Source organism: Cyclonatronum sp. (assembly GCF_022565315.1).
In the GTDB taxonomy this organism is placed as follows: domain Bacteria; phylum Bacteroidota; class Rhodothermia; order Balneolales; family Cyclonatronaceae; genus Cyclonatronum.
The window spans coordinates 1-24,580 of sequence record NZ_JAIUMX010000052.1 but is presented as its reverse complement, the minus strand read 5'-3'; the positions used below and the strand labels follow the sequence as shown (position 1 = coordinate 24,580).

Here is a 24,580-nt window from a genome sequence, read left to right as displayed (position 1 = left end):
CGCAAGAAACCGCACCACCAGCGAGGTGATGCTGTAGGTCTTGCCCGTTCCGGCAGAAGACTCAACCAGATTAAGCCCGGAAGCAGGCGCATCAAAAATTTGGAAAGGATGGAGCATAGGAATTATTAGCTTTTAGTGTTTAGCGGTTAGCTTTTGGCTTTTAGCTTTTGGCTTTTGGCTTTTGGCGGTTGGCCTTTGCGTTCTTTGCGTAATCCTTCGTGCCCTTTGCGTTTAAATTACCGCGAAGTACACCGCGGGCCGCCGTCATTCATCCTCACCCTCTACTTTCGATTCCTGAAAGCTTTTCCAGATGATCTCATAAAACGGCAGTGCCTCATCGGGCATGGAATCTTCGAATTCGGGGTAGAAAAGGGCGGCCCAGGGGTCGTCGTTGGGGAGGGTATCGTAGGAGAACTGCGATTCTTTGAAGTAGCTTTCAAGCTTTCGTTTTTGGGCAGCTTGTTTGTCGTCAGCAGCATCAAAATACTGCGCCAGCAGGCTGAGGAAGTTGGGGGTTGCCGGGGGCGGCAGCTCGCGGGTGCTGAGCCAGAGACCGAGCAGGCGCTGCAGCTGCTCTTGCGGATTTTTGGACCACAGGATGAGAGGGACTGCCCCTTCGTTTTTATCCGGCGTGTAGGTGAAGCCGGTTGCGTTTCCATCCAGCGCGCACTGCACCAGCAGCTGACGCACCCAGGCCGTGAGCTCGCGTTTGGGTTTCATGCTGCCGTGTTCGATGGCCACGCTCCGGCCGTTCAATACCGGCGGCACTACGCCGCGCAGCAGCATGCGGCGGCCCAGTACTTCCAGCTCGGTTTCGGCAAGCACATTATCGGCCAGCGCCTGATCGCGGTCGGCCCCCGGGATAGCGTCCAGAAAATCGGTGAGCTGACGCCAGTTGTCGTCGAATGCCCGATCACCGGCCTGTCGGTACGGCAGCTGCGCTTCAAGCGCCAGCACCCGCCGCATTTGGTCCGAAACCAACTCAGCATCTTCACCGGCGGCCGCAGCCTGCATCAGGCGCCCGTTCAGTTTGTAGCGTTCGAGCGCATCCAGCGCAAAGGGATCGCGCTTTGCGGGAAGCTCTTCCTCGTAAAGCCTCCGCATGTTCGCCCGGTTCTGCATCATCCAGCCCACCGGCTGCTTCACAAAGGAAATCAGTTCTTTCAGCTCAACAACCAGCAGATTTTCGGCATCTGGGGCAGCGGCTGGCTGATCAAATCGCGCCTGCGCATCCCCCGAAATCTCCGCGAAACGCCCCGATTTGAGCGCCGCAATGCGGGCAGCATCATACGAAAACAGGCGCCCGTTTTCGTCCGGTGCGAAGTAGGCGGGGTGATGACCGTGCAGGCGGTGACTCACGAGCAGCTGATCCTCCGGCGCAGGCAGCCCGTGTGCGCGCAGCTGATCGTAAAGCTCACGCAGCACCAGCGAAGGCGCCCGCTGCGAGCCGTCGCGGAAACTGAAGCCGATATAGCTTAGGTGCAGTTGCTGCCGGCAAGCCATCAGAGCATCCAGAAACAGGGCCCGGTTGCTGAGCCGCTTGATGCGATCGCCCGGCTGCGGACTCCGCGCCATCAGGTCAAATCCCGAAACATCTTCGCGGCCGGGAAAGCTTCCTTCATTTAATCCTAACACCGCAATGAAGCGGAACGGCATGTGCCTTACCGGCACCATAGCCGAAAAGGTAACGGCACCCTTGCGGTACCCGGCGCCGGCAGTCTGCTGACGAATCTGTGCGCTGAGGGCTTCCGCGATCACTGCAACCGGCAGGGCCTCGTCGCCGAGCCAGGCGGCCGCTTCCGGCAGGCGGTCAACGGCCCGGAGCAGCGGCTGTATAAAGCGGTCGGTATCGGGGGTCTGCGGGAAAAGCTGCGCCATGAGTCCGCGCACCAGCGGCGGCCACTCCGCCAGCTTACGCGCCTCGCTGCTGAGCTGCACCCAGCTTGCCAGCGCCTCCAAAAAAGCCGACAGCTGCCCTGCCACCCGCAGCTGATCCTCCCCTTCGATGTGCGGAAACGGCATCAGCTCCAGCACCGGCTCCGCCGTGTCGGCCGGCTGCATCAGCCCGAGCAGCAGCCGGTCGAGGCCGAACTGCCAGGAAAACAGACCGTCATCCCCGCGAAAGGCCTCATCCAGCCCCCAGCGGATGCCCGTTTCCCGCACCCAAAAGGCGATCAGGCGCAGGTCGTCATCATCCAGCCCAAGCCGCTCGCGAATCAGCGGCTGATCCAGCAGGCCGAGCATAAAGTCGGCCCGGAAGCGGCTTTCGTCAATCCGCAGCAGCTGCATCAGCAGCTCCGATGCCCGAACCAGGGGCGATGCCGAGGGATCGTGAATGAACCAGGGCAGCCGCAGCGACTCATCCGAAGGGTGGCCAAAAACGGCGTTTACCGCGGTGAGGTGATCGGAAAGCTGCGGGGCAACGACCAGCACATCGGATGGGCCGGCATCCGGGTTCTCGTCCAGAAACCGGATGATGCGGTCGTGCAGCACCTCGACCTCCCGCATCGGGCTGTGACAGGCGTGCACCAGCAGGCTCTCATCGGCCGGATCATTTGTGTGGGGGATGGTCTCCCGACGGCGCACCGATTCCTGAAGGCAGTGCAGCAACGAGCAGGCGCGCTCCGTTTCAGAGGTTTCGGGGGATGTGCTCACGGGCACAAACTGCCTTTGGAAGCCTTTGCCGGCGGTGAGCCCATGCAGCAGCTCTGCGTACTGACGGTGCTCCTCCCCCAGCTTGGCCATGAGCGGATGCTCCGGCCCGCTCACCCCTTCCGTTTCGGGCAGGATGCGGTAAAAAAGCAGGGGGATGTGGCGGCCCAGTGCCAGCACGGCCTGCAGGTAGAGCGGCGGCAGGGGCGCGGTGCCGAACACGTGCAGGGCGTGCGGCAGCTGCAGGTGGCCGGCATCGATGGCAGCCATCAGCCGCTCATGCAGGGCGGGCCGGTCGGTCATCTGCGGATGCCAGCTGCGGAGGTCGGTCCACAGCTGCTGCTGCCAGGCGGCCGTAGCTTCAAACAAATCCGGGATTTCCGCCCGCTCCCCGCGGTTCCAGGCCGCAATCCATTCCGGCCGGAACAGCTGATACTGATCAAAAATGTCGGCGATGTTGGCCGACAGCTCATAGCGGCGCACGATTTCGAGGCCCGTGCCCGATTTTTTGAGGTAGTCCCGAAGCGGCTGATATACAGGGGCATCGGGCAGCTTGCCGGTGAGCGCGAAAATCATCCAGGCCAGCTGATGCTTGTCCGGCAGATGCTGCTCGTAGCCCGGATCGAGCTGCAGGTTCAGCTCGTGGATGAAGCGGGCGGGCAGCACCGGGTTCAGGTTCGCGGCAATGCCCTGATGCCGGGCCAGCCGGATCTGCAGCCAGCGCGCAATATCGCGGTTGGGCACCAGCAGCGTGTCCGCAGCGAGCACCGAAGGCGGCGCATGCACACGGAGGCGATCCTCAAAAGCAGCGAATAAATCTTCGAGTCGGCAGGCGGAAATAATTTCGGGCATGGCAGTAAACTGAGGCTGATGAGCGGAAAGTGCGGCCGTGTTTTTCATTAAAATAAGGCATGCGGGTGACAGATGACGTCATCGCATCCCAAAAAATATCCGCGATAATCCGGCCAAATTTGCAAAATCCGGGTGCTATCCGAAGCCGGAAGGTCAAAAAAAAACCTCCGGAGTTTCAAAAACCCCGGAGGCCTGGTGTCTGGCAGGTAAACATCATCCTTAAAAAAATCCGCGGAGATCAGGCACAATCCGCAAAATCCGCGTGCCATCAAAGCGGCAAGCAAATCAAAAAAAACCTCCGGAGTTTTAAAAAACCCCGGAGGTCTGGTATTCGGCAGGCCAAAATCATCCCGATAAAAAATCCGCGAAAATCCGGCACAATCCGCAAAATCCGCGGGCCATCAAAGCGGCCTTACTTCAGGTCGGCCACTTCCTCATCAATTTCCCGCTTCTCCCAAAACGTGAAGAAGAACAGCACCGCTACAGCGAGGGCGAGTACGGCGGGCATAATCCAGAAGGTGAAGGCGCCGTCGAGCCATCCGGCGGTTGTTGAACCGTCGAGGCCGATGTTATCGCCCCACCAGCCGAGGATGTAGTTCCCGATGAGCATACCTGCGCCGTAGGTGAGCAGGGCAAACAGGCCCTGCGCGCTCGATCGCATCGATTTGGGCGCTTTTTTATCCACATAAAGCTGACCCGTCACAAAGAAGAAATCGTAGCACACCCCGTGCAGCGCAATCCCGAAAATGAGCAGGGCGGCCGACTCCGGGAAGGCTGCGAAAACAAAGTAGCGGAGCGTCCAGGCGAGCATGCCGATCAGCAGCATCCACTTCACGCCCAGCTTGAGCAGGAAGAACGGCACGAGCAGCATAAACAGCACCTCACTCATTTGCCCGATAGCCATAAACGAAGCCGAGGCTTCCCCGAAGGCCATGGCCGCGATGAAGTCGTTGGTACGCGCGTAGTAAAACGCCAGCGGAATGCTGATCAGAAAGCTGCAAAGGGCAAAAATCCCGAAGTTGCGCTCGCCCATCAGCTTGATGGCGTCGAGTCCGAGGGCTTCTCCTATGCTGAACTTCTTGCCTTTGGCCTGCGGCGGAGCAGCCGGCAGGGTGAAGCTGTAGATTCCGTAAATCAGGGAAATGATGGCGCACATCTGCAGCGGAATGGCGGTAACCTGCGCGTTTTCAACGCCGGTGAGCATTTTGAGCAGGGGCACATCCACAAACCCAAGCACGGTTTGCGCTACCACAAAACCGGCCACAATCCAGCCGATGGTTCCCCACACGCGGATTTTCGGGAAGTCGTTATCCGGGTTATTCACATTTGCGAAGGCAATCGCATTCACCAGGGCCAGGGTTGGCATGTAGAGCATAAAGTAGAAAAACATCACCCAGATAAAAGTGCCCGGCTCGGTTACGGTAGCCGCGTACCAGAGCAGTCCCGCACCCAGAATATGGCAGACCGCATTTACCCGCTCGGCATTAAAATAACGGTCGGCAATTAAGCCCACAAACAGCGGCGCCAGCAAACCGGCCCAGTTGTGGGTGGCGTAAGCCTGACCAATAATGGAATTCAGGCCCTCTTCACCCCGAAACACTTCCAGCAGGTAGGCTCCCATCGTTACAAAGAAGCCCCCCCAGATAAAAAACTGCAAAAACATCATCAGGCTCAGCCTGATGTAGGTCGATTGGTTAGTCCCCATGTCAGAATCAATTTCGTTAAGTGTGTAGTTAGTTTCACTCAGTCCGGTTCGAACATGCGGAATAATAAGAAAATGCTGTCAATCCGGCACAGGGAATTACAGCTGCTTCAGATGCTTATCTTTTAGCTCCCAAAGCCGTCTGGTGTGCGTGTTTCTTTTTAGGGTGATGCGCTTCCGGCCTGAGCCCGCCTCCCCCGCTGAATTCCCGCTGCCGCTTCTCTGCTTGAATTTGTGCCTTTAATTTGGCACTTTCACGGCTGATAAACCTACCACAAATATTTATTGATCCCGACTATGAAAATCCGTTATGGCATGATTGGCGGCGGTGAAGGTTCCTTCATCGGGGCCGTTCACCGCAAGGCTGCGGCACTCGACAGCCGCTTCGAACTCGTTTGCGGCGCCTTCAGCAGCTGCCCCGACAAAGCAAAACGCTCCGGCACCGCGCTCGGTCTCAGCGCGGACCGCTGCTACGGCAGTTTCGCAGATATGATGGAAGCCGAGCGAAAACTTCCGCCTGCCGAACGCATGCAGGCCGTTTCCATCGTTACCCCAAATCATGTGCATTTCGCGCCCGCCATGATGGCGCTCGACCTCGGCTTTCACGTTATCATCGATAAGCCTATCGCCTTTTCGCTCGAAGAGGCCGAGCTGCTGCACGCCAAAGTGCAGGAAACCGGCCTCGTGCTCGCCCTCACGCACACCTACACCGGCTACCCGATGGTGAAAGAGGCGCGGCACCGCATCGCAGAGGGCGGACTCGGAGCCATCCGCAAAATCTTTGTCGAATACCCGCAGGGCTGGCTTTCCACCTTTCTCGAAGCCGACGGCAACAAGCAGGCGGGCTGGCGCACCGATCCTTCCAAAAGCGGGGCCGGCGGTGCGACCGGCGATATCGGCACGCACGCGGCCAACCTCGCCGAGTACGTGAGCGGGCTGCACATCACGCAGATCTGCGCCGATATTAATATCGTGGTGGAAGGCCGCAAGCTCGATGATGATGCCGCTGCCCTGCTCAAATTCAGCAACGGCGCCTCGGGCTGCCTCATCGCAACGCAGGTTGCCGCCGGCGAGGAAAACAACCTGAAGCTCCGCATCTACGGCGAAAAAGGCGGCTGCGAGTGGAGCCACACCGACCCCAACACCCTGCTCTGGAAACCGCTCGACGCTCCGGTTCAGGTGCTGCGCGCGGGCACGGGCTACCTCTGCGAAGCCGCCCAAAACGGCCTCCGCCTGCCCGCCGGCCACCCCGAAGGCTACCTCGAAGCCTTCGCCAATATTTACGTCAGCTTCGCCCAAGCCGTGCACGATCACGCCACCGGCACCTATTCCGGCGAGGAAGCCTACGATTTCCCCGGCACCGCCGACGGGGTCCGCGGCATGCGCTTCGTGGAAGGCATGATCGCATCCGGAAAGTCCGACCAAAAATGGACGCCTTTCGGCTAAGCTTTTTTTTATCGGGGGATGTGTTTCCGGCTGCTTCCCGCTGCCGGGGCCGCATCCCCCTCCTGTTTGATTCAACGCTCCGATTACCGCAGGAATCCTCCCTGCCCCCAACCGGCTGCTGATTCAGCCGGAAAGCTCCGGATCAGGCAGCGCACACATCCTAAACCCAACCCAAACCCACTTTTACTGCCATGATGAAAACCATAAAAGGTCCCGCTATTTTTCTCGCACAGTTCGTTGGCGATGAAGCCCCGTACAACGACATCATCTCCATCTGCAAATGGGCCGCCGACCTCGGCTACAAAGGCGTGCAGATCCCGACATGGGAATCCCGGCTGATCGATCTCGATAAGGTAGCAGCCAGCCAGACCTACGCCGATGAGTACCGCGGCCGCATCGAAGAAACCGGGGTAAAAATCACCGAGCTATCCACGCACCTGCAGGGTCAGCTCGTAGCCGTACACCCGGCCTACAACGACATGTTCGACGGCTTCGCCCCGGCGGAGCTTCGCGGCAACCCCAAAGCCCGCACCGAATGGGCCGTGGAAACCGTAAAAAAAGCAGCCAAAGCAAGTGCCAACCTCGGTATTTACGTACACGCTTCCTTCACCGGCGCGCTACTGTGGCACACGCACTACCCCTGGCCGCAGCGCCCGGCCGGTCTGGTAGAAGACGGCTTCGCCGAGCTCGCCCGCCGCTGGACCCCCATCCTCGACGAGTTCGACCGAAACGGGGTTGACCTCTGTTTTGAGGTACATGCCGGCGAAGATGTGCACGACGGCGTGAGCTACGAGCGCTTCCTCGAAGCAACCAACAACCACCCGCGCAACCGCCTGCTCTACGACCCGAGCCACTTCATCCTGCAACAGCTCGACTACCTCGCCTTCATCGATATCTATCACGACAAAATTGGGATGTTCCATGTGAAGGATGCCGAGTTTAATCCTAACGGGCGCTCCGGCGTGTACGGCGGCTTCCAGGGGTGGGTTGACCGCCCGGGCCGCTTCCGCTCCCTCGGCGACGGGCAGGTCGATTTCGGCGCCATCTTCAGCAAACTCTCCCAATACGGCTACGACGGATGGGCCGTGCTCGAGTGGGAATGCTGCATCAAAAGCCCTGAACAGGGCGCGGCAGAAGGTGCCCCCTTCATCGACAGCCACATCATCGAAGTAACCCAAAAAGCCTTCGACGACTTCGCTGCCACCGCCCCCGACAAAGAACTCAACCGGAAGATTCTCGGCTTGTAGCGCACTGCGCGGCCGGCCTGAGCCGGCAGACCGCAGACCGGGTTTTGTGGCCCTGGCAGCGGGATTATTTGGCTTCGCTGCAAAGCCCTGTTAAAAATCGGCGAACACCCCGCCAGGCCAGCACTATCCGCGGGCCGGCCGGCTTTTTCGGCAGACCTCACCCCAACCCCTCTCCTGAAAGTGCCACGAGGCCTTACGGGCCTTATCTTCAGGAGAGGGGCTTTTTATTCGGGGTGGTTTGGGGGTTTCGAAGCCCTGGCTGCGACTTTTTTCTTTCGCTGCAAAGACCTGACAGGTTTTGAAAACCTGTCAGGTCTGGCCCCGCGGTTCATTTTCGCGCCGTCGGCGGTCTGCCGTCTGCGGTCAATTCCCTCTCCCCACCCCGTCATCCCGGAAACGCCCGCTTGGTACTTTTAAACTGTCACAGAATCTTGCCGGCGTTATCCGGTACCTGCCAGCTTCACTTTGCCGCTATGTTTGCAGCAGGCAACCATAGCCGGTTTCACCAAAACTTGCGCTGCTCACCAAACCGGCTGCCGGCATGGCGGTGGGAATAATTTGGTAGGTCCCGGATAACCGTGCGGACCGGCTTCGGTTGTTGCGTAGATCAAGGAGTGCCGCACGGTTTCCGGGATGACGGCTTGGAGGGGGTGTTTGGCACCCGGCGCGGCGAGCCGCGCCGGGGTTGGGTGGAAGGTTGGGGCGGCTGCGGGCTTGCTACAAAGCTTTGACTCCTCCGGAGCCGGGCGGTCGAAAAAACATCCAAGGTTTTAAAAACCTTGGAGGTTTGAATTGTACCTACATCCAACAAATAATCCGCGGAAATCCCGCCAAATCCGCAAAATCCGCGGGCCATCATCGTGGCAGACCTCACCCCAACCCCTCTCCTGAAAATTTCACGATACCTTACGGGCCTTATCTTCAGGAGAGGGGCTTTTGTTTCGGGGTGGTTTTGGGGGTTCGAAGCCCTGGCTGCGGCTTTTTCTCCTCCGCTGCAAAGACCTGACAGATTTTGAAAACCTGTCAGGTCTGGCCCATAAGCTGCTTACCACCACCCACACCGTCATCCCGGAAACGCCGGCTTGGTGCCTTAAAACTGCCTCATAATTTTGGGGCGTTATCCGGGACCTAACAATTTCACTTTGCCGCTGTTTGAGTTGCAGGGCACCCAAAGCGGATGCTACAAAGCATTGGCTCCTGCCGGAGCCGATGATCGAAAAAGCCGCGGGTTTTTGGAAAAATGGTCAGGGCTCACGCGATAATAAATTCACGCTAAACCGGCCAAACCCGCATGTCATTTGATGTTTGTTTTCGCCACGCAGGCCGCCGCTTCCCGTCAGGGAAGCCATATGGGTAGAAAAATCGCCCCCCCCCACAATTTAGCGGAGCAGCGAAGCTGCGATGCGACCGGCGGAACCGCCGTTTCGGGTGGTGCATGTGGCCGGGCAATCTCGTAAGCCTCACATTACTCTGTAGCTGTTCTTGTTCCGGATGGCATATGGTGTACCTATGGCACACGGATATATTTTGGGGTGCGTTTTTTTCTACCCATGTGATTTCCCTACGGGAAATTTAGCCTCACACGGCATTTGACAGCTAAGGGTGCCCGGTATATGAAGAATTAGCGAAAACCTGGCATGGGGCAAATATAAACGCACCCGGCGCGGCGGGCCGCGCCGGGGTTGGTGAGGTGGGGCGGCTTCGGGCGCTACAAAGCTTGCGTCCCAGCCGGGGCGCTTCCGTGGCAAGGCGGGTTCCGTGGCTATAATTCGTTTATGAGCGTATTTAGGTCTCGAAACGCATCAACCGAGGCCTTTTACAAAATTCGAACCCTGTCAGACTGTTCATTTTTCTACCTTCTTCGGTCTGCGGTCTGCGGTCGCCGGTCAATCCCATAAATAAATCTGCTAAAATCCGGGCATCACCGCTAAATCAGCCTGCTATCAACACAGTGTAAATCAGTAATTCAGATCGAAGAGTTCGAGCAGGCGGAGGTTGAGTTCGCGCATTTCGCGGGTGGAGAGGGTGCCCAAACGGCCGAGAATGAAGGATTTTTCTATCGTTATTATTTTGTTGAGACGAACGACCGATCTTGCGTGCAGGCCGTTGCCTTTTTTGGGATGCAGAATCAGATCGCAGGCTTCCTGTTCTTCGGTTTTGGTGCTAATGAAGGCTACGGTTGCCGCACCCTCATCTTCACTTAAAATAAGCGCCGGCACCAGTTTCATCTTATCATCCGACCGGTTCGGGTAAGAAAGCGGTATCAGCACAACGTCGCCTTTAAACATATCTCAGTACCGCTCTTTAAGGTCGTCGAGGGAGTACAGGTCGGGTTCCTGCTCCAGGAATGAAAGGGAGAGGATGCTGCATGACAATTCGTAAGACCTGCCCGTACGGCAGCACGCGCTATGCTGTTGTTTCTGTTTGGTTAAGTTACCGTCGGGAATATTTCCTGCGGGCTCGTTATGCCTTTGTTTGGGCATCTCGCTATGGTCCATGTGGTATTCCCGGTCAAAATCAGAATTTGTTTCGTACATATCTATCTCAAAATGGGTACTGTTGTTGCAATTACAGCCCTTCAAACCGAACCCCTGTTTCTTTCGTTTCATCATTAAGCCCGAATAATCCCCCTCCTCCCCAATGCAAAAAGGGCAGCCCGCTGAAGCAGGCTGCCCTTTTTTAGGTATTAAAAGTGCTAAATCCTTACGCGGCAGGGCTCACGGATGTACCGCGCCGGCGCCGCAGGTACACTGCGCGCGGCCGTCGGCTTCGGTTACGGCGTGCCAGTCGAAGCGGGTATCGTAGCCGTCGCGCTCCCACCAGAACGGCAGGCGCTGCTGCTCCCGGTTGCCGATTTCGTTGAGGGTTGCCGCATCATAAACCCGTCCGTTGAGGATGGTGTGGGTAACCCGCTCGCTCACGCGCAGGTCTTCGAGGGGATTTCCGTCAACTATAATGATGTCTGCGAGCTTGCCGGCTTCGAGAGAGCCGATGTGCTGACCCATGCCGATGTAGCGGGCCGGGTTGATGGTGGCTGAGCGCAGGGCTTCCATCGGGCTCATGCCGCCCTGTTCGAACATCCACATCTCCCAGTGTGCCGCCAGACCCTGCACCTGACCGTGTCCGCCGATGTTCACCAGAATGCCGGCGTCGTAGAGCTGCTTGGCGAGAGCCGCACTCTGAAAGTGACCGGCCACGTACTCTTCGTAGGGGATCATGGTGCGGTGGCGCGAGCGGCTGTCGATAATGCCCCGCGGCATGAAGCTGAGCAGGCGCTCATTTTCCCACACATTGGTATGCTGATACCAGTAGAATTCGCCGCTCACGCTGCCGTAGTTCACCACGAGGGTCGGGGTGTAGCCCACATTGGTATTGCTCCAGAGTGAGAGCACATCATCATACACAGGGTAAATCGGGATGTTGTGCTCAATGCCGGTATGTCCGTCCACAATCATGCTCATGTTGTGGGTGAAGGTTGAACCGCCCTCAGGCACAACGAGGATGTTCTGCTCGCGGGCAGCCTGCATCACCATCTGCCGCTGATCGCGGCGCGGCTGATTGTAGCTTTTCACCGAGAGTGCGCCGAAGGCAGCGGTACGGCGCACGGCCGAGCGGGCATCGTCGAGGGTGTTGACCACGGCTTTGAAATCGCCTTCCGCGCCGTAGAGGATGCGGCCGGTTGAGAAAATGCGGGGACCCACCATGTGGCCCGCGCGTACCATTTCGGCCTGAGAGAAAATCATCTCCGAGTTGGATGAGGGGTCGTGAACGGTCGTAACCCCGAAGCCGAGGTTGGTGAAGTACTCCCACTGCTGCTGCGGACTCAGTCCGTGCCGGAAATTGCCGATGTGCGCGTGTGCATCCACCATGCCGGGCATTACAGTTTTGCCCTCGGCATCAATCACAAAAACATCGGCTGCGGCCGGAATCCGCACTTCGTTTGCCGCGCCAAGCGCCACAATGCGGTTGCCCTGAATCAGGATGGTGCCGTTTTCGATCACGGTGCTGTCATCATCCATCGTTAAAATACGGGCGTTGGTGATGGCTACGCGGCCTTCGGGAACATCGGCGGTGAGCTCGAGCCCGATGCGCATCCCCTGATTTTCACCCAGCGGGAGAGCATCAGAGCGGCTGCCGCTGAGGAATTCGAAGGCTTCGTTCAGCTCCACGGTGAAGTACTCATCGCCGAGGGTCCAGTGCAGGCGCTCGCTGTCGCCGCTCCAGTGCAGGCTTATGCCGGCATCGGCAGCGACCTGCGTTACGGGTATGGCGCGGGTGTTGGCGTGCAGGTTCAGCTCCCGGCCCGATTGCGGCATGGGTGCGATGTACACCTTGAAGAGCTCGTTAAAGGCCACCCACTGATTGTCGGGACTGGGCACGAAATGGTTGGCATGGGTGGAGCGGAAGTGCGTGCGCTCGTCGTGCCCGTGCAGGTTCACGCTCTGATAGGCGCGGTTGAGGTAGGCGCCGCCGAGGAAGAAAATCCGCTCGCCGTCGGCGCTGAAGCTCGCTTCGGAGCCGCCGCGACGGATGAAGCGCTTCTCCCCTCCTGCTGCCGGCATGGTGTAAATGCCGGGATGCAGGGTGAAGGCGTGCCCCTGATGGTTGTTGCCGCTTTCCCGGCGGAAAACGAGGGTGCTGCCGTCAGGCGAAAAGCGGGGCTCCCGGAAAATGCCCTTCTGCTCTGTAAGGCGCTGCGGCTGCGCACCGGGGGTGGTGAGGTCAAGCCGCTGAATGGTGCCCATGTACTCATCTGACCAGGTGACGTACACAAGATGACGGCCGTCGGGCGAGAAAGAGGGCTCAAACTCTAAGGAGCTGCCGCTTGTGAGGCGTTGCGGCGTACCGTTGGGGAGCTCTTTCTTCCAGAGGTAGCCGGCGGCGTTGAACACCAGCAAGCGGCCGTCGGGTGAGGTAACGGCGTGACGAATGGCGCGGGAGGTGAAGGTATCCGGCGCGGGATCGAAGTTCAGGTGCAGGGCTTCGGCAACCTGATGTGTCGCGCTTACTTCAAACGGGATTTGGGTGACTTCCAGCGATTCCACATTTGCACGATGGATGCCTCCCTGAGCCCAGAACACGATTTCACGGCTGTCAGGTGTCCAGGCCATGTTGGTGTAGGGACCAAAAATCGCCCATGCTTCCTGCTGATCGCGGCTGAGGCCGTCGAATACCGGAAACTCCCGGCCGCTTTCCAGCTCGCGCACAAACAGCACGCTTTGGGTACGCACCCGGCGCACAAAGGCAAGCATGCTGCCATCGGGCGAAATGGTCGGGGTCATCGCGCCGCCGGGTCCGCCGGTGATGCGCTCGGTTTGGCCGGTTTCGCGGTCGTAGCGGTTGATCACATAAATCTGACTGTTGGGGTCTTTGTTGTACTGGAAAAATCCGCCGGGGTACACATCCTGACTGTAATACACGTAGCGGCCGCAGGGGGAAACAAAAGGCTGCCCCAGATCCTGCTGATCGTTCATGCGGGCGACCAGCTGCATGCCCGAGCCGCCGGTGATGTGGTACATCCACAGCTCGCCGGCCCCGAGCGAACGGGTTGACGTAAAGTGCTTGCGGGCAATCAGGAAGTTGCCGTCGGGCGACCAGCTTGCGTTGTTGAGCAGGCGGAAATCTTCACTGGTGATTTGCCGGGCCTGTGAGCCGTCGGTACGCATCACCCAGATGTTATCGCCGCCGCCGGCATCGCTGGTGAAGGAAATATGGGTGCCGTCGGGGCTGAAGCGCGGCTGCAGCTCATACGGATGGCCCGTGCGCAGCGTTGTAGCAGTGCCGCCTTCAAACGGAATTGTGTAGATATTGCCGAGCATGTCGAACACGATGTACCGCCCGTCGGGGCTCACATCCAGGTTCATCCAGGTGCCGGTGGTGGTGGTGTAGCTGATTTCCTTGGTGGGCCAGTTACTCCACTGCTCCCCGCTCACGTCCCACTTTGCCCCCTCCTCCGGAGACCACGCGGTCGGGCTCACCTGCGCAAACAGGCTGCAGCCGGTGAATAACATCACCAGGCTGATGTACGCTAAACTCTTCATAAACTTTGTCATTATTAATTTGTACGTTTTGGGTGTACCGGCAAAAATGAATCTCAAAACGGGTAAACGTTTTTTGCCGGAAAGCGCTTGTTTAAGTAGTCGATTGTGTAAGAGAGATGGAAAATACTAAACACGCTACACAGCAGCACAGAACTATTTGGGGATAACTACTTTTAACATACCCCGACTCATCAACCGTTAACCAACAAACTACGGATGGTATCCCGATACTTATGAAAGACTTAAAAGTGCAGGTCATCGAGTTCTTCCTGGATCAGCTCATGCGGCAGCACCATGAGGCAGAGCGGGATCTGAGCAGCAAAATTGATTCTGATAATGTGATTCAGCTTTATTCGCTCAACAACTACCGTACTTCCTTTCTGGAGCAAATCAAGCTGGGTCAGGAAGTCGGGCTCAGCACCGATGAGGTGTATGAACTGGCGAGCCTGGTGAATAAAGATGAAATGAAGCAGTTCGAAAACTTCAGCGAACTGGGCATCGGCGACTATATCGCCCGTATTCAGTTCGGGATGAACAGCAAAGGCGAAGCCGGCGGCAGCTATGATCTTTTCCGCTATAAAAACCATTTTCTGCTGCACATGAACAACGCCAACGGGAACATGCATTTCCGGGTGACGGCCAAAGAGGAGCTTACGGCGCCCTTTTTCCTTGACCTGAGCATGCGTCAGGAGTTCGGGATGGAAGGCCTCGAAAACATTGAAGATTTCAGCCCCATGCTCATTCAGGCTTCACCCGAACACCGTTTGATGATGGTGCAGGTTTTCGTGAATTTCATCCTGAACTTTGATCCGGATGAAGATCAGCTTGCCGAAATTTTAAGGGTGATGTGTGCGGAAACCGACTACCCCACCTTTCAGCAGCAGCTCGGCAAAAACAAAGATCTTTATGAAGGCGCCGAAACTGACGCCCGAAACTTTGAAGCCCTCGCCAAACCCGACGCCGACGGGGTAACCTTTACCCTGCCCGAAGCCCCCCTCGCGGCCTGGCTCTCCACCCTCAGCACCGGGCAAACCCAGCACCTGCTCGGCCTCGCCTTTCTGGCGCTCACCACGCATTATGAGCAGTGAAGGGGGATGGCTTTTGGCATTTAGCTTTTAGCTTTTAGCTTTTGGCTTTTGGCTTTTGGCGGGGTAATTATCGGTTGATGGGCTGCTTGTGATATTTGCTCAGTGCTTATTCTCTTTGTGTACTTCGCGTAAACCTTAGTGCCCTTTGCGTTTAAACAATGAAGGTAGATTTACCGCGAAGACCGCGAAGGATGAACGCGAAGGGCACGAAGAGTGGGATACAGCAACTCCGCCGTCCCCGGTCGGCGGTCTGCCGTCCCTCCTTTTTCACCTCACCAACATCAAAGGCCTGACTTTCTGCCCGGGTTTCCCCTGTTCTGTTTGGGTTGTGAGGCGGATGAAATAGACGCCCGATGCGAGGTTTCGGGCAGTCCATTCGTGCTCGTATTGGCCGGCTTCATGGAGTTCATTTCGGATGAGGATCTGCACGAGCCGACCGAGCAGGTCGTAGATTTCAAGGGTTACGGCTGCTGTTTCAGGGATTTCGTATGGAATCCGGGTGTGTGTCCGGAAGGGGTTCGGGTAGTTTTGGTGCAGGCTCAGCGCTGATGGCGTTGCCGTGAGCCGGTACACCACACCCATGCCGGGGTCAATACGGGCCTCGAGCTCGTAGAGGCCGGCGGTGCGGCCAAAGCGAAAAGGCACCGCAGCGGTACCCTGTGCATCGGTGAAGGCGCGGTACTGAAAGCGGGAACTTTGCTGCGCACCCGCTTCCGGCAAAGGACCCACAATCACGCCGCCTGATTCCGGCGGTGCACTCAGCAGGGTGAAACTGACCGGCTGACCCGGAGAGGGATTTCCGAATTCGTCCGTTACCGATGCGGCAGGCAGCTCTTCAATCGGGCTGCCGGCAATGCCGCTGAGCTGCTCATCCGATAGCCTGCTGATGAATGCTGCGGGTCCGGCCTGTACCTGCCATGAACCGCTGACGGCCTCAACCCCTGCAAGACCCTGCACCTGAACTGCTTCAACTTCAAAAAGACCGCTTTTGGTTTGGGAAATCTGCGCATAGGCGCGTGAGGTTCCGGTTTCAAAACGGACCCGGCGGTTGGGGGAGCGTACGAGCTGTTGCGGATGCATCCCTGATCTGACCTGAAACTGTTCGGCCCCTTCGGCCTGCAGCCGGAAACCGAGCGGCTCAGGTGCAAGGATTTCGTTTCCCAGGCTGTCGCGCAGGGTGAAAGTTACGACCTCAGAAAACAGACCGGCCTCTGTAACATCATCAATGATAAAGCTCAGGGATTGCAGCCTTGCTCCGGTTACGGTAATCAGCGGGCTTTCACCGGAAATATTTTGTTCCGCAGCAGCAAGAAGCCTGAACCGGCTTCCCGTAAGCGGCACGGGCAGCCATGCGTTTTCCGCACGGCCCTGTTCGTCTGTTTGGCTGAAGGCCGTGCGGAAAGAACCTTCCCCGCTGCTGCCCCAGCTGATCATCAGCCCGCCGAGTGCTGCGTCATTTCCGTAACGGTCTTTAAGCCGGCTTTGCACAAAAACAGAATCGCCCGCCTGCGGTTGCAGCTCTGAGGGCTGTAATTCAAGCCCGTAGGGCGCGCAGTTGCCGTTCAGGTCATCGGGCTGCAGCAGCAGGCAGCTTTCTGCAAGCACGAAAAAGGTAAGCGGGCTCAGGGTTCCGATGCTTGCTTCCACTTCATAGGTACCGGCCCGGAAGCCCGCCCGGAAACGTGTTTCTGCCACACCGTCGGGCCCGGAAATCGCCTGTGCGCTGAAAACGGAATCACCGGCCGCTCCGCCGGAACCGGGACGGCTCACCACCCGAAACCTGACGGAAAAGCCGGGAAGCGGCCCATCCTCTTCATCCAGCAAACGCACCCGCAGCGGGCTTTCTGTTTCGGCCAGAATAAAGCCGGTGAACGTAGTCGGGGATGCGGCCTCCAGCCGTGCAGGCTGCTGCGCCATCACCAAACTCGGATAGGCAAGCCCGGTGAAATCGGCCTCATCCAGGAAAAGCCGAACCTGATCCGTTCCGGACCCCTCAGGCAGATAACTGCTCTCATAATTGCCCGGCGAGGTCTGCTGAAAGGCAGCGAAGGGCGAGCCGGCATTGGGACCGCTCACCACTTCCGCCGACAGCCGGTCTTCCGCATCCTCAACAAGATACCCGCCGGCATCAAGCAGTTTCACCGTGAGCAGGGTTTCGGTTTGGATGAAGCCGTCGTTCAGCACAATTTGGGATTGCTGAGGATCAGGCGGGCCAGTTATACCTTCAACCGGTACCGTGAGCTGAAGCGGAAGCTGCGGCTGTGCCGAAAGCAGCAGCTCATGCGGACCTAAACCGCCGGACCGGTAGTACACGCGTTTTTGAACACTTGCAGGTGCAATGTGCAGGGCTGAAAGTTGCTGCGTCCCGGCTGCATCGGCCCAGAACGTACCGCTTTCCAGACCTGAACTGAGGCTGACGCTCACGCCGGGCCAGGGGGCAAAAACGGGCTGCCCGCTGCCGTCAACCAGCTGCACAACCAGCTGATTCAAAGCTTCGGGCGTGGTCTGTATCTGATCGGGTAGCGCCTTGAGCCCCTGAATACTGGCAATGCGCAGGGTTTGCGAGCCCGGTATAAGCTCCGGAAAATCACCTTCCGGAAGTGATCCGGGAACCACGCTAAGCTCAACGTCGCCATCCGTAGGATCTTCATAATAGACCCGCACAAAGCTTTGCTGCGACTGAAAAGCAGTTTGTGCTGTGGGCTCAGTGATGGTGGCGTTTTCAAAAAAAGCGCCTGTTTCCGAATCGCTTACCAATATGATGCTGAGTTCTGTATCGGGATAAGAAGCCGGGTTTCCGTAAACATCCGTAAGCTCAACCCGCAGCGGTACCCGGTTACCTGCTGATCCGCCGTTTAGCGGAACGGGCATCCCGCTGTGCTGATCATGGTCAGGGTCATGACCATGACCGGAGTGCCAAACGGATGGCCGCATTGGTATGGGGGCATCCTGTTCGTCATCAGCGATATTAATCTGAATGGCATTCGGCTCCCGTGCAAGTACCTGAAAAGCTGCACTTTGGGCAAAATCAGCCGGTATGTTTCCTTCGCTTGCTGCAAGCAGCCGATAGCCCGATGCAGCGGCTTGAACGGTGAGGCCCGGAAAAAAAGCGAGTCCGTTTACCGGAACTGAACTACTGCTGCCGATCAGCAAATCCTGCTCTGCCCCGTCCGCAAGCAGGCTGAGCTGCACCGCCTGCATAAACCAGTCAGCCGGCACGCCGCGCTGATTGCGCACCGATACGGAAACTGGCCCCATAGATTCACCTGCAAGGAAAGCGGGTGCGGGCTGTGTCTGAAAAAACAGGCTTATTTCGGCCGGCTCAATTTCCAAAAGGAAGGTTTCGGACACCGTAAGCCCGGCTGCATCGGTGAGCTGAAGCCTGAGGCTGAAAAGTCCGGGCAGCTGCGGGGTTCCGCTCAGCAGGCCGGTTGCGCTGTTCAGGATGAGGCCTTCGGGCAGGGCGTCGGTTTCCTCAGCGACTGACCAACTGTAAGGAGGGGTGCCCCCTTCTGCTTCAAAAGCGACCGAAAAACCGGCTTGTTTTTCGACCCAAACGGGGAGGGTTTCGGGGGAAACAAGGAAGAGCTGCTGCTCAGCTTCAGCCTGTACGAGCAGCCGTGTTTCATTTCCTCTTGCGTCGGCCGCGATTACGGTAACCGCAAACAGCCCTGCTTCGGGCGGCTCCCGGAATACAAGAATGCCCTCTTCGTCAATTTCAAAGGGGGTATCGGGTGCTTCATCAAGCGACCAGCTCACCGGCTCATCGGCTGCGAGCCATGCAACAAAGCTTTGCCCCTGCGCAATGGTGAGGCTGAGCAGGAATCCGCCCGTTTCCGGATCTTCTGTGATTTCCGCGCCCTCCGGCAAAATTACCGAAAGCACGGGCGGCTCGGTATCTTTGGTGCGAAAGCTCCAGCTGAAGGCTTCATTACCGGCTTCATCGGCATTGCGGACAGCGCCATCAGGGATCAGGACCACATATTCGGTGAAGTTTACCAGACCCTCATGGAAAAGCTGTAAGCGGTTGTTTTCAAGGGTGATGCCTGTGAGGCCTGCATCATCCCCCTGAGCCGTCTGAAACAAAATACCGCTCAGGTCAGCCACGCTTACCGGCTGATTGAAGCCCACGGATATTTCCGTGATAAAGGGCACATCAACGGCTTCATTGGCGGGTACAGGATCAAGCGGGAGCGGCTCAGGGAGCAGGGCTTCAATTTCGAGATTCCCCGGGGTAAAGAAGATTTCATAATTTTCGGAAATGCCGAGGTCTCCCTGAAGCACGGCGTAATTTCCGGGCGCTTCACCGGGATCCCGGCTGAGCGAACCGCTGAAGCTGTCGCCGGGCACAAGATCGGGTGTGAACGTGTAGGTAAGCTCAGGATCAGGCTGACCTTCTTTTTTGGTGAGACTGTCGGCCGTAATCTGCATCAGGCGGGTTTCGATAAGCAGGCTGCCGTCAGCAAAGCTGATGTCGTACTGACCGCTGCTTAGTCCGCCGGGCGTTACGGCATAAGCACCCGCATCCTCTCCGGCTTCGCGGCTGAAACTGAGTGTGCCGCTGAGGTTTTCGGGACCTTCCTCCGGAGCAAATCCGCTGAATCCGGCTTCAAAAGCAGGGTCGGGGTCGCCGTAGGTTTTTACGGCATCAAGGGCCTGAACGGTGAGCGGGCGTTGCAGAATGGTGAAGCCCGCCGGGACATAATCAACAAGGTAGTTGGGTCCGGGCGTCAAGGTTCCCTGAACGATCACATAGGTGCCGGTTAGCTCACCGGGTTCGCGTAGCAGCCGGCCGCTGAAGCTGTCACCTGTTATAAGATCCGGCTCCGCAACAAAAGTGAATTCCGTGTCATCATCCCCGTAAATTTTACTGCTGTCGAAAGCTGTGAGCACAATGGGTTTCCGGTTTATCTGAAGCACGCCGGGGAGAAAACTGATTTCATATCGAAAAGAGCTGAGGCCTGCCGGTAAAACGGCGTATGCCCCGACCGACTCACCGGCTTCGCGGCTGAAACTGAGCGTACCTTCGAGCACGGAGGCATCATCCTCAAAAACAAAACCTGTAATGCTGACCCCGAATTCCGGATCTGCTTCGCCATAGGTTTTCTGTGCCGGATTGGCCGTTACCTGCAGCGGTGCCGGCTCAATTTCAAAAAACGTGCTTTCGAGGCTGATCTGATAGTTTGGGCTCAGGCTGAGGTTGCCCTGAAGGATTTCGTAGCTGCCGGGCAGCTCGCCGGGTTCGCGGCTCAGGCTCCCGCTGAAGGCATCATCACCAATACGTGCGGGGCTTGCCGTAAAGGAAAATACCGGATCGGGATCGCCATAGGTTTTGCTGCTTTCGTCGGGGCTAACAACAATACCGAGCGGGCTAATGCTGAGGTTTCCGGGCAAGAAGGTAATTTCGTATTCGCTGCTGCTCAGTCCGGCAGGCAGTACGGGGTACTGACCAACATCTTCACCGGCGGCCCTGCTAAAGGTGAGTTCACCTTCGAGCACGTCTTCATCATCATCCCCCACAAAACCGATGTAAGACACGCTGAATTCGGGATCGGCCTGCCCGAAGATTTTGGAGGAGGCGTTGGTCCGTATCACGAGTCCGCCCGGCAGGATTTCAAAAATACCGGGGATGAATGCCGTTTCATAGTTTTCGCTCAGGCTGAGGCTGCCCTGTAGGATGTCATATTCCCCTACCGCTTCGCCGGCCTCACGTGCAAGGCTGCCGCTGAAGGTGTCGGTACCGATCAGGTCGGGTGAGAAACTGAAGGTAAGGGGCGGATCATCAAAGCCGAGCTGTTTGAAAGCATCATCAGCCGTAATCGTGATACCGAGCGGAATGATGCTGAGCTGCCCGGGCAGAAAGGTCAGCTCGTAATCGGGGCTGCTGAGGGCCGAAGCCACAACCGCGTAGGTGCCGGTATCTTCGCCGGGCTCCCGGCTGAATTCAGGCTCCCCGTTCAGCACCGAAGCATCATCCTGAAACCGGAATCCCTCGAAAAGCAGCTGATAGGCAGGGTCAGCATCGCCGTAGGTTTTTACGGTATCCGCAACGCTTACCTGTAGCGGCGCGGGGCTGATACTGAAGATATTGCCGCTGAAACTGATGGTGTAATTGGGGGAAAGGCTGAGGCTGCCCTGTGCGATGGGGTAAGAGCTGGCGGCCTCCCCTGCTTCGCGCTGCAGTTCCCCGCTGAAGGTATCGGAACCAATCAGACCGGGAGAAAAGTCAAACGTAAGGGGCGGATCGGCATCGCCGTAGGTTTTTGATGCAGGCTGCGCTTCAACAGAAATAATAAGCGGATTGATAAACAGCGTGCCGGGCAGGTAGGTAATTTCGTAGCGGGGGCTTGAAAGGCCCGATGCGGTAATTTCATAGGTACCGGCATCTTCCCCGGCATCCCTTGCAAACACAAGCCCGCCGGACAGGTCTTCCGGGCCATCGCCATCAATAAAGCCGTCAAAGCTGACCTCAAAAGCCGGATCAGGCTGCCCGAAGGTCTTTTCGGCATCCATAACGGTAAGGGTGAGCTGTGCCGGAATGATGGTGAGAAAAGCACCCGCGAACGCAATTTCATAGTTATCATTCAGGGAGAGGGTGCCCTGTGTGATGGGATAGCTTCCGATATCTTCGCCCGGCTCGCGGCTGAGGGCGCCGCTAAAGCTGTCGTCACCAATCAGCCCGGGTTCAAAACTGAAGGTGAGGGGCGGGTCTTGCTGACCGAGCTGTTTGGTTTGCGCATCGGCGGCAACTTCAATCAGCCGGGGCAGGGTCAGGAAAGGATCACTGATCAGCTCACTGAGCCCGTCTGTACTGAGCTGAAGGGCAAAAAGGCCGGTTTCGGAAACACGGAGGTTGTCGAAAACAGCAAGGCCCTCCTGTAGCTGCACGAGGGTATCTCCTATAAGCGCGGCCTGCATGAGCGCACCCGACCGGGAAGACACGCCTCCCTGAGCCGACAGGCTTTGCTGCGGAACACTCAGGCCGGCACTTACCGAAACCTGCGCATCCGTAACCCGGTTCCCAAACACATCAACAAGCTCGGCTGTAACGGCCGGGCTGATGGCTTCTCCGAAAACGGTATCGGTGGGCTGCTGCACCATTTGCAGGCGGTCAGGCGCACCAAACGGCAGCACTTCGGCTGAAAGCGGCACCAAGAGCGGACTCCCCCGGTTGTGTCCGTCATGAACGACCGAAAGGGACCCGCTTGCGGGACCGGTCTGTACGGCATTAAATCCGACCGTAACCGAAAAGCTTTCCCCCTGCTGCAGGTCGAACGTAAGCGGCTGATCTTCGGGCAGAAAAAAATCACCTTCGGGTGCCTGCAGGCTGCCGCTGAGCAGTGCTGCATCCGCATTGGTGATCGCGAAGGTCTCAAAAACGGTATCGCCCCGAACTACTTCCCCCCACGCAACGGATTCCGGGCTGATTTGAATGGATGCGGCCTGCACTTCGGCCTCGAAGGTCAGGTTTTGAAGGGGGTTTGCAGGTACATTCGTAGAGAGCCGCAGCGTGCGCGTAAGGGTTTGGGTTTCACTCACATTGGCAGTGAACGTAAGGGGGAGCGTTCCTGATGCACCGGGTTCGAGCGAAAAACTCCGGTTTTCCGGATTGAAGGAACCCGGCGGACCGGTCCAGCCATCGGCAAGAAAGGTGATCTCAGCAGGCAGCCCGACCAATGCGGCGTTCAGCACGGCTACCTGTTCGGCAGCATTGGTGATCTGAAGCGAAAGTGCAGCCGGTTCACCCGAGCGGACGACAAATTGCTGCGGACTCAGCTCAGCTTCGAGAACGGGAAACTCTGCCTCCCCCGCAAGGGGCACAACAGCCGGTGAAGCCGTATTCCCGGCATTGTGGATGATGCGCAGCTCACCGGAAAAATCACCCTCACTAAGGGGCAAAAAACGGACGGGAATCAGTGCGGATTCTGATTCAAGCAGCTCGATAAAGTTATTTTCCGGATTGAGCAGCCGAAAAGCGGAACCGTTTACTTCAAGAGTTGCCTGAAGCTTGCCTTCCCCGGTATTGGTGATTTCGAGCTGCTCAACCGTACTGCTGCCGCCCTGCCGTGTACCAAAATCAAGGATTTCCGGAAGCTGACTCAGAAAAGGCAGCCCGACTTTAAGCGTATTGTTTTCAGACTGAACCGAATTATACACTACGGAGGCCCCGTTCTCGAAAAGTCCGACAGCCGGCAAAACCGCCTGCCCGGCAGTATTCAGGGGTTCAAACTCAAATGCGGTATTACCTGTTTCGGTTACCTTAAAATCCATCCTGAAAACATTGCCCGGACCGCTGCCAATACTTTGTGAGCCAGATCGGGCTATATCCACAAATTTTATGGTATCGCTGCCCTGTTGCCGGCTAATAACAAATGGCCCGAGGATATTTCCGCTCCATATAAATTCATTGCTGACATTTGCGGAAATGCCTAAAAATTCGAGTTTGTCAGCATTAAACCGGATACCGACCGAACTACCCGTTATGTTGGGGATAGCAGCACCACCGAGATCTTCAATAGTAACATAAACTGAAAAGGATTCCCCTACAGCGAGTTCGTCAGCCGGCAGCTGAAGCCGGTAAATGAGGTTATCAGCACCCTGTGCCATCAGGCTTTCACTGAACGCAGAAACGGTTATTGCTGCAGCTGTAAACAGCAACAACAACAACAGAAGCTTACGGATCAATGAAAAAGGAGAAATCAAATCGTTTAAGCGTTAGGAAAGCATTTTCGACAAACAGAAGGGTTTGAAGTTTTGTGAGGCTAATTTAATCATACACTTGCCGTCACTATCTTTATTCTGAAATAAGAATAATCAACACCTGCATCCATACCCTTTGTCATTTTCACAAGCAATATTGAGGATACTTATCATCGTTCATCTATGGGCTGAAATCAGGGCCCGCAACAATCTTTTAGTATTTTTTTTACTGAACCATATACATCATCAGATTAAACCATATTTCTCAGAATCATTCATCAGGCCGGAATGACCTTATCTGATTGCCGGCGGATTCTGCAAGCTGCTGCGCTGATTTCAGAAAGCGTTCCAAACGTTGTAATATAAGTGAATAGCACTTAGAGGTGATGCCGAAAGCTGAATTATTTATTTCCGAAATCTGAAAACCACGAATAAAAACTCCTTAAGGGTATGTTAGATGAATGTGAGTTGAGGGATATGATAAATTAATCCAGCTTACCGTTCCTCCTCTTGCCTTCATCGTTCAGTGTTTTGCTTTATTTGGTCAAAAAAAGGGCAGCCACCTTTTGGCAGCTACCCATTTTGGGATTTCCAATAAAGCGCCGGGCTGAAGCCGCGGCGCTTTATTGGGGTTTGACACACTGACACACTGACACACTGTCATACTGTACTACTTCACCAGCATCATGCTTCTCGTTTCTGCGAAGCTGCCCGCCTGAAGCCGATACAGGTACATTCCGCTCGACAGGCGTGAGGCATCGAAACTCGCCGTGTGCCAGCCCGCCTGTTGCGCGCCGCTCACCAGCACTGCTACCCGCTGACCCAGCATGTTGTACACTTCCAGCCGTACTT

The 24,580-nt window shown here is 57.1% G+C and carries 10 protein-coding genes; 3 read left to right on the top strand and 7 right to left on the bottom strand.

Annotated features, from left to right (window positions below; translation table 11 throughout):
- Positions 1-264 precede the first annotated feature (264 nt).
- Both LAT75_RS09440 and LAT75_RS09435 read right to left on the bottom strand, forming a co-directional pair.
- Entirely contained in the window at positions 265-3,552 is a 3,288-nt protein-coding gene (locus tag LAT75_RS09440; RefSeq protein WP_291482409.1) for an exodeoxyribonuclease V subunit gamma, read from the bottom strand.
- 364 nt (positions 3,553-3,916) lie between these two features.
- Positions 3,917-5,209, bottom strand: a complete 1,293-nt coding sequence (locus LAT75_RS09435) for an MFS transporter (protein ID WP_291482408.1) — start codon at positions 5,207-5,209, stop codon at positions 3,917-3,919.
- Between the two features lie 294 nt (positions 5,210-5,503).
- Here LAT75_RS09435 and LAT75_RS09430 point away from each other — a divergent pair, with 294 nt between their 5' ends.
- Entirely contained in the window at positions 5,504-6,652 is a 1,149-nt protein-coding gene (locus tag LAT75_RS09430; RefSeq protein ID WP_291482407.1) for a Gfo/Idh/MocA family oxidoreductase, read from the top strand.
- 194 nt (positions 6,653-6,846) lie between these two features.
- Positions 6,847-7,899, top strand: coding sequence for a sugar phosphate isomerase/epimerase family protein (locus LAT75_RS09425; RefSeq protein ID WP_363320546.1), 1,053 nt, complete (start codon positions 6,847-6,849; stop codon positions 7,897-7,899).
- Between the two features lie 1,958 nt (positions 7,900-9,857).
- Here LAT75_RS09425 and LAT75_RS09420 read toward each other — a convergent pair.
- The 3 genes from LAT75_RS09420 to LAT75_RS09410 all read right to left on the bottom strand — a co-directional run bounded on the left by LAT75_RS09420 (position 9,858) and on the right by LAT75_RS09410 (position 13,940).
- Positions 9,858-10,187 carry a type II toxin-antitoxin system PemK/MazF family toxin gene (locus LAT75_RS09420; protein ID WP_291482405.1) on the bottom strand — a complete coding sequence of 110 codons (330 nt, stop codon included), beginning with the start codon at positions 10,185-10,187 and terminating at the stop codon, positions 9,858-9,860.
- Between the two features lie 3 nt (positions 10,188-10,190).
- The gene (locus LAT75_RS09415; RefSeq protein WP_291482404.1) at positions 10,191-10,436 is read right to left on the bottom strand and encodes a hypothetical protein; all 246 of its coding nucleotides are present in this window, start codon (positions 10,434-10,436) and stop codon (positions 10,191-10,193) included.
- A gap of 180 nt (positions 10,437-10,616) precedes the next feature.
- Positions 10,617-13,940 carry an amidohydrolase family protein gene (locus LAT75_RS09410; RefSeq protein ID WP_291482403.1) on the bottom strand — a complete coding sequence of 1,108 codons (3,324 nt, stop codon included), beginning with the start codon at positions 13,938-13,940 and terminating at the stop codon, positions 10,617-10,619.
- A 233-nt stretch (positions 13,941-14,173) separates the two neighbouring features.
- On the opposite strand from LAT75_RS09410, the gene LAT75_RS09405 reads away from it, so the two are divergent.
- A complete protein-coding gene (locus LAT75_RS09405; protein WP_291482402.1) occupies positions 14,174-15,028 on the top strand; it encodes a hypothetical protein in 855 nt (284 codons plus the stop codon).
- A gap of 267 nt (positions 15,029-15,295) precedes the next feature.
- On the opposite strand, the gene LAT75_RS09400 is transcribed toward LAT75_RS09405, so the two are convergent.
- Together LAT75_RS09400 and LAT75_RS09395 are read right to left on the bottom strand one after the other, a co-directional pair.
- Positions 15,296-23,635, bottom strand: coding sequence for an MBG domain-containing protein (locus LAT75_RS09400; protein ID WP_291482401.1), 8,340 nt, complete (start codon positions 23,633-23,635; stop codon positions 15,296-15,298).
- Between the two features lie 763 nt (positions 23,636-24,398).
- The coding region (locus tag LAT75_RS09395) for a T9SS type A sorting domain-containing protein (protein ID WP_291482400.1) at positions 24,399-24,580 on the bottom strand (182 nt) is incomplete at its 5' end.

Bases quoted from the DNA above. Each gene is read 5' to 3' on its own strand.
- LAT75_RS09415 (WP_291482404.1), bottom strand. From the start codon at position 10,436: ATGTACGAAACAAATTCTGATTTTGACCGGGAATACCACATGGACCAT.
- LAT75_RS09405 (WP_291482402.1), top strand. From the start codon at position 14,174: ATGAAAGACTTAAAAGTGCAGGTCATCGAGTTCTTCCTGGATCAGCTC.
- LAT75_RS09435 (WP_291482408.1), bottom strand. From the start codon at position 5,209: ATGGGGACTAACCAATCGACCTACATCAGGCTGAGCCTGATGATGTTT.
- LAT75_RS09410 (WP_291482403.1), bottom strand. From the start codon at position 13,940: ATGAAGAGTTTAGCGTACATCAGCCTGGTGATGTTATTCACCGGCTGC.
- LAT75_RS09400 (WP_291482401.1), bottom strand. From the start codon at position 23,635: ATGGCACAGGGTGCTGATAACCTCATTTACCGGCTTCAGCTGCCGGCT.
- LAT75_RS09430 (WP_291482407.1), top strand. From the start codon at position 5,504: ATGAAAATCCGTTATGGCATGATTGGCGGCGGTGAAGGTTCCTTCATC.
- LAT75_RS09440 (WP_291482409.1), bottom strand. From the start codon at position 3,552: ATGAAAAACACGGCCGCACTTTCCGCTCATCAGCCTCAGTTTACTGCC.
- LAT75_RS09420 (WP_291482405.1), bottom strand. From the start codon at position 10,187: ATGTTTAAAGGCGACGTTGTGCTGATACCGCTTTCTTACCCGAACCGG.
- LAT75_RS09425 (WP_363320546.1), top strand. From the start codon at position 6,847: ATGAAAACCATAAAAGGTCCCGCTATTTTTCTCGCACAGTTCGTTGGC.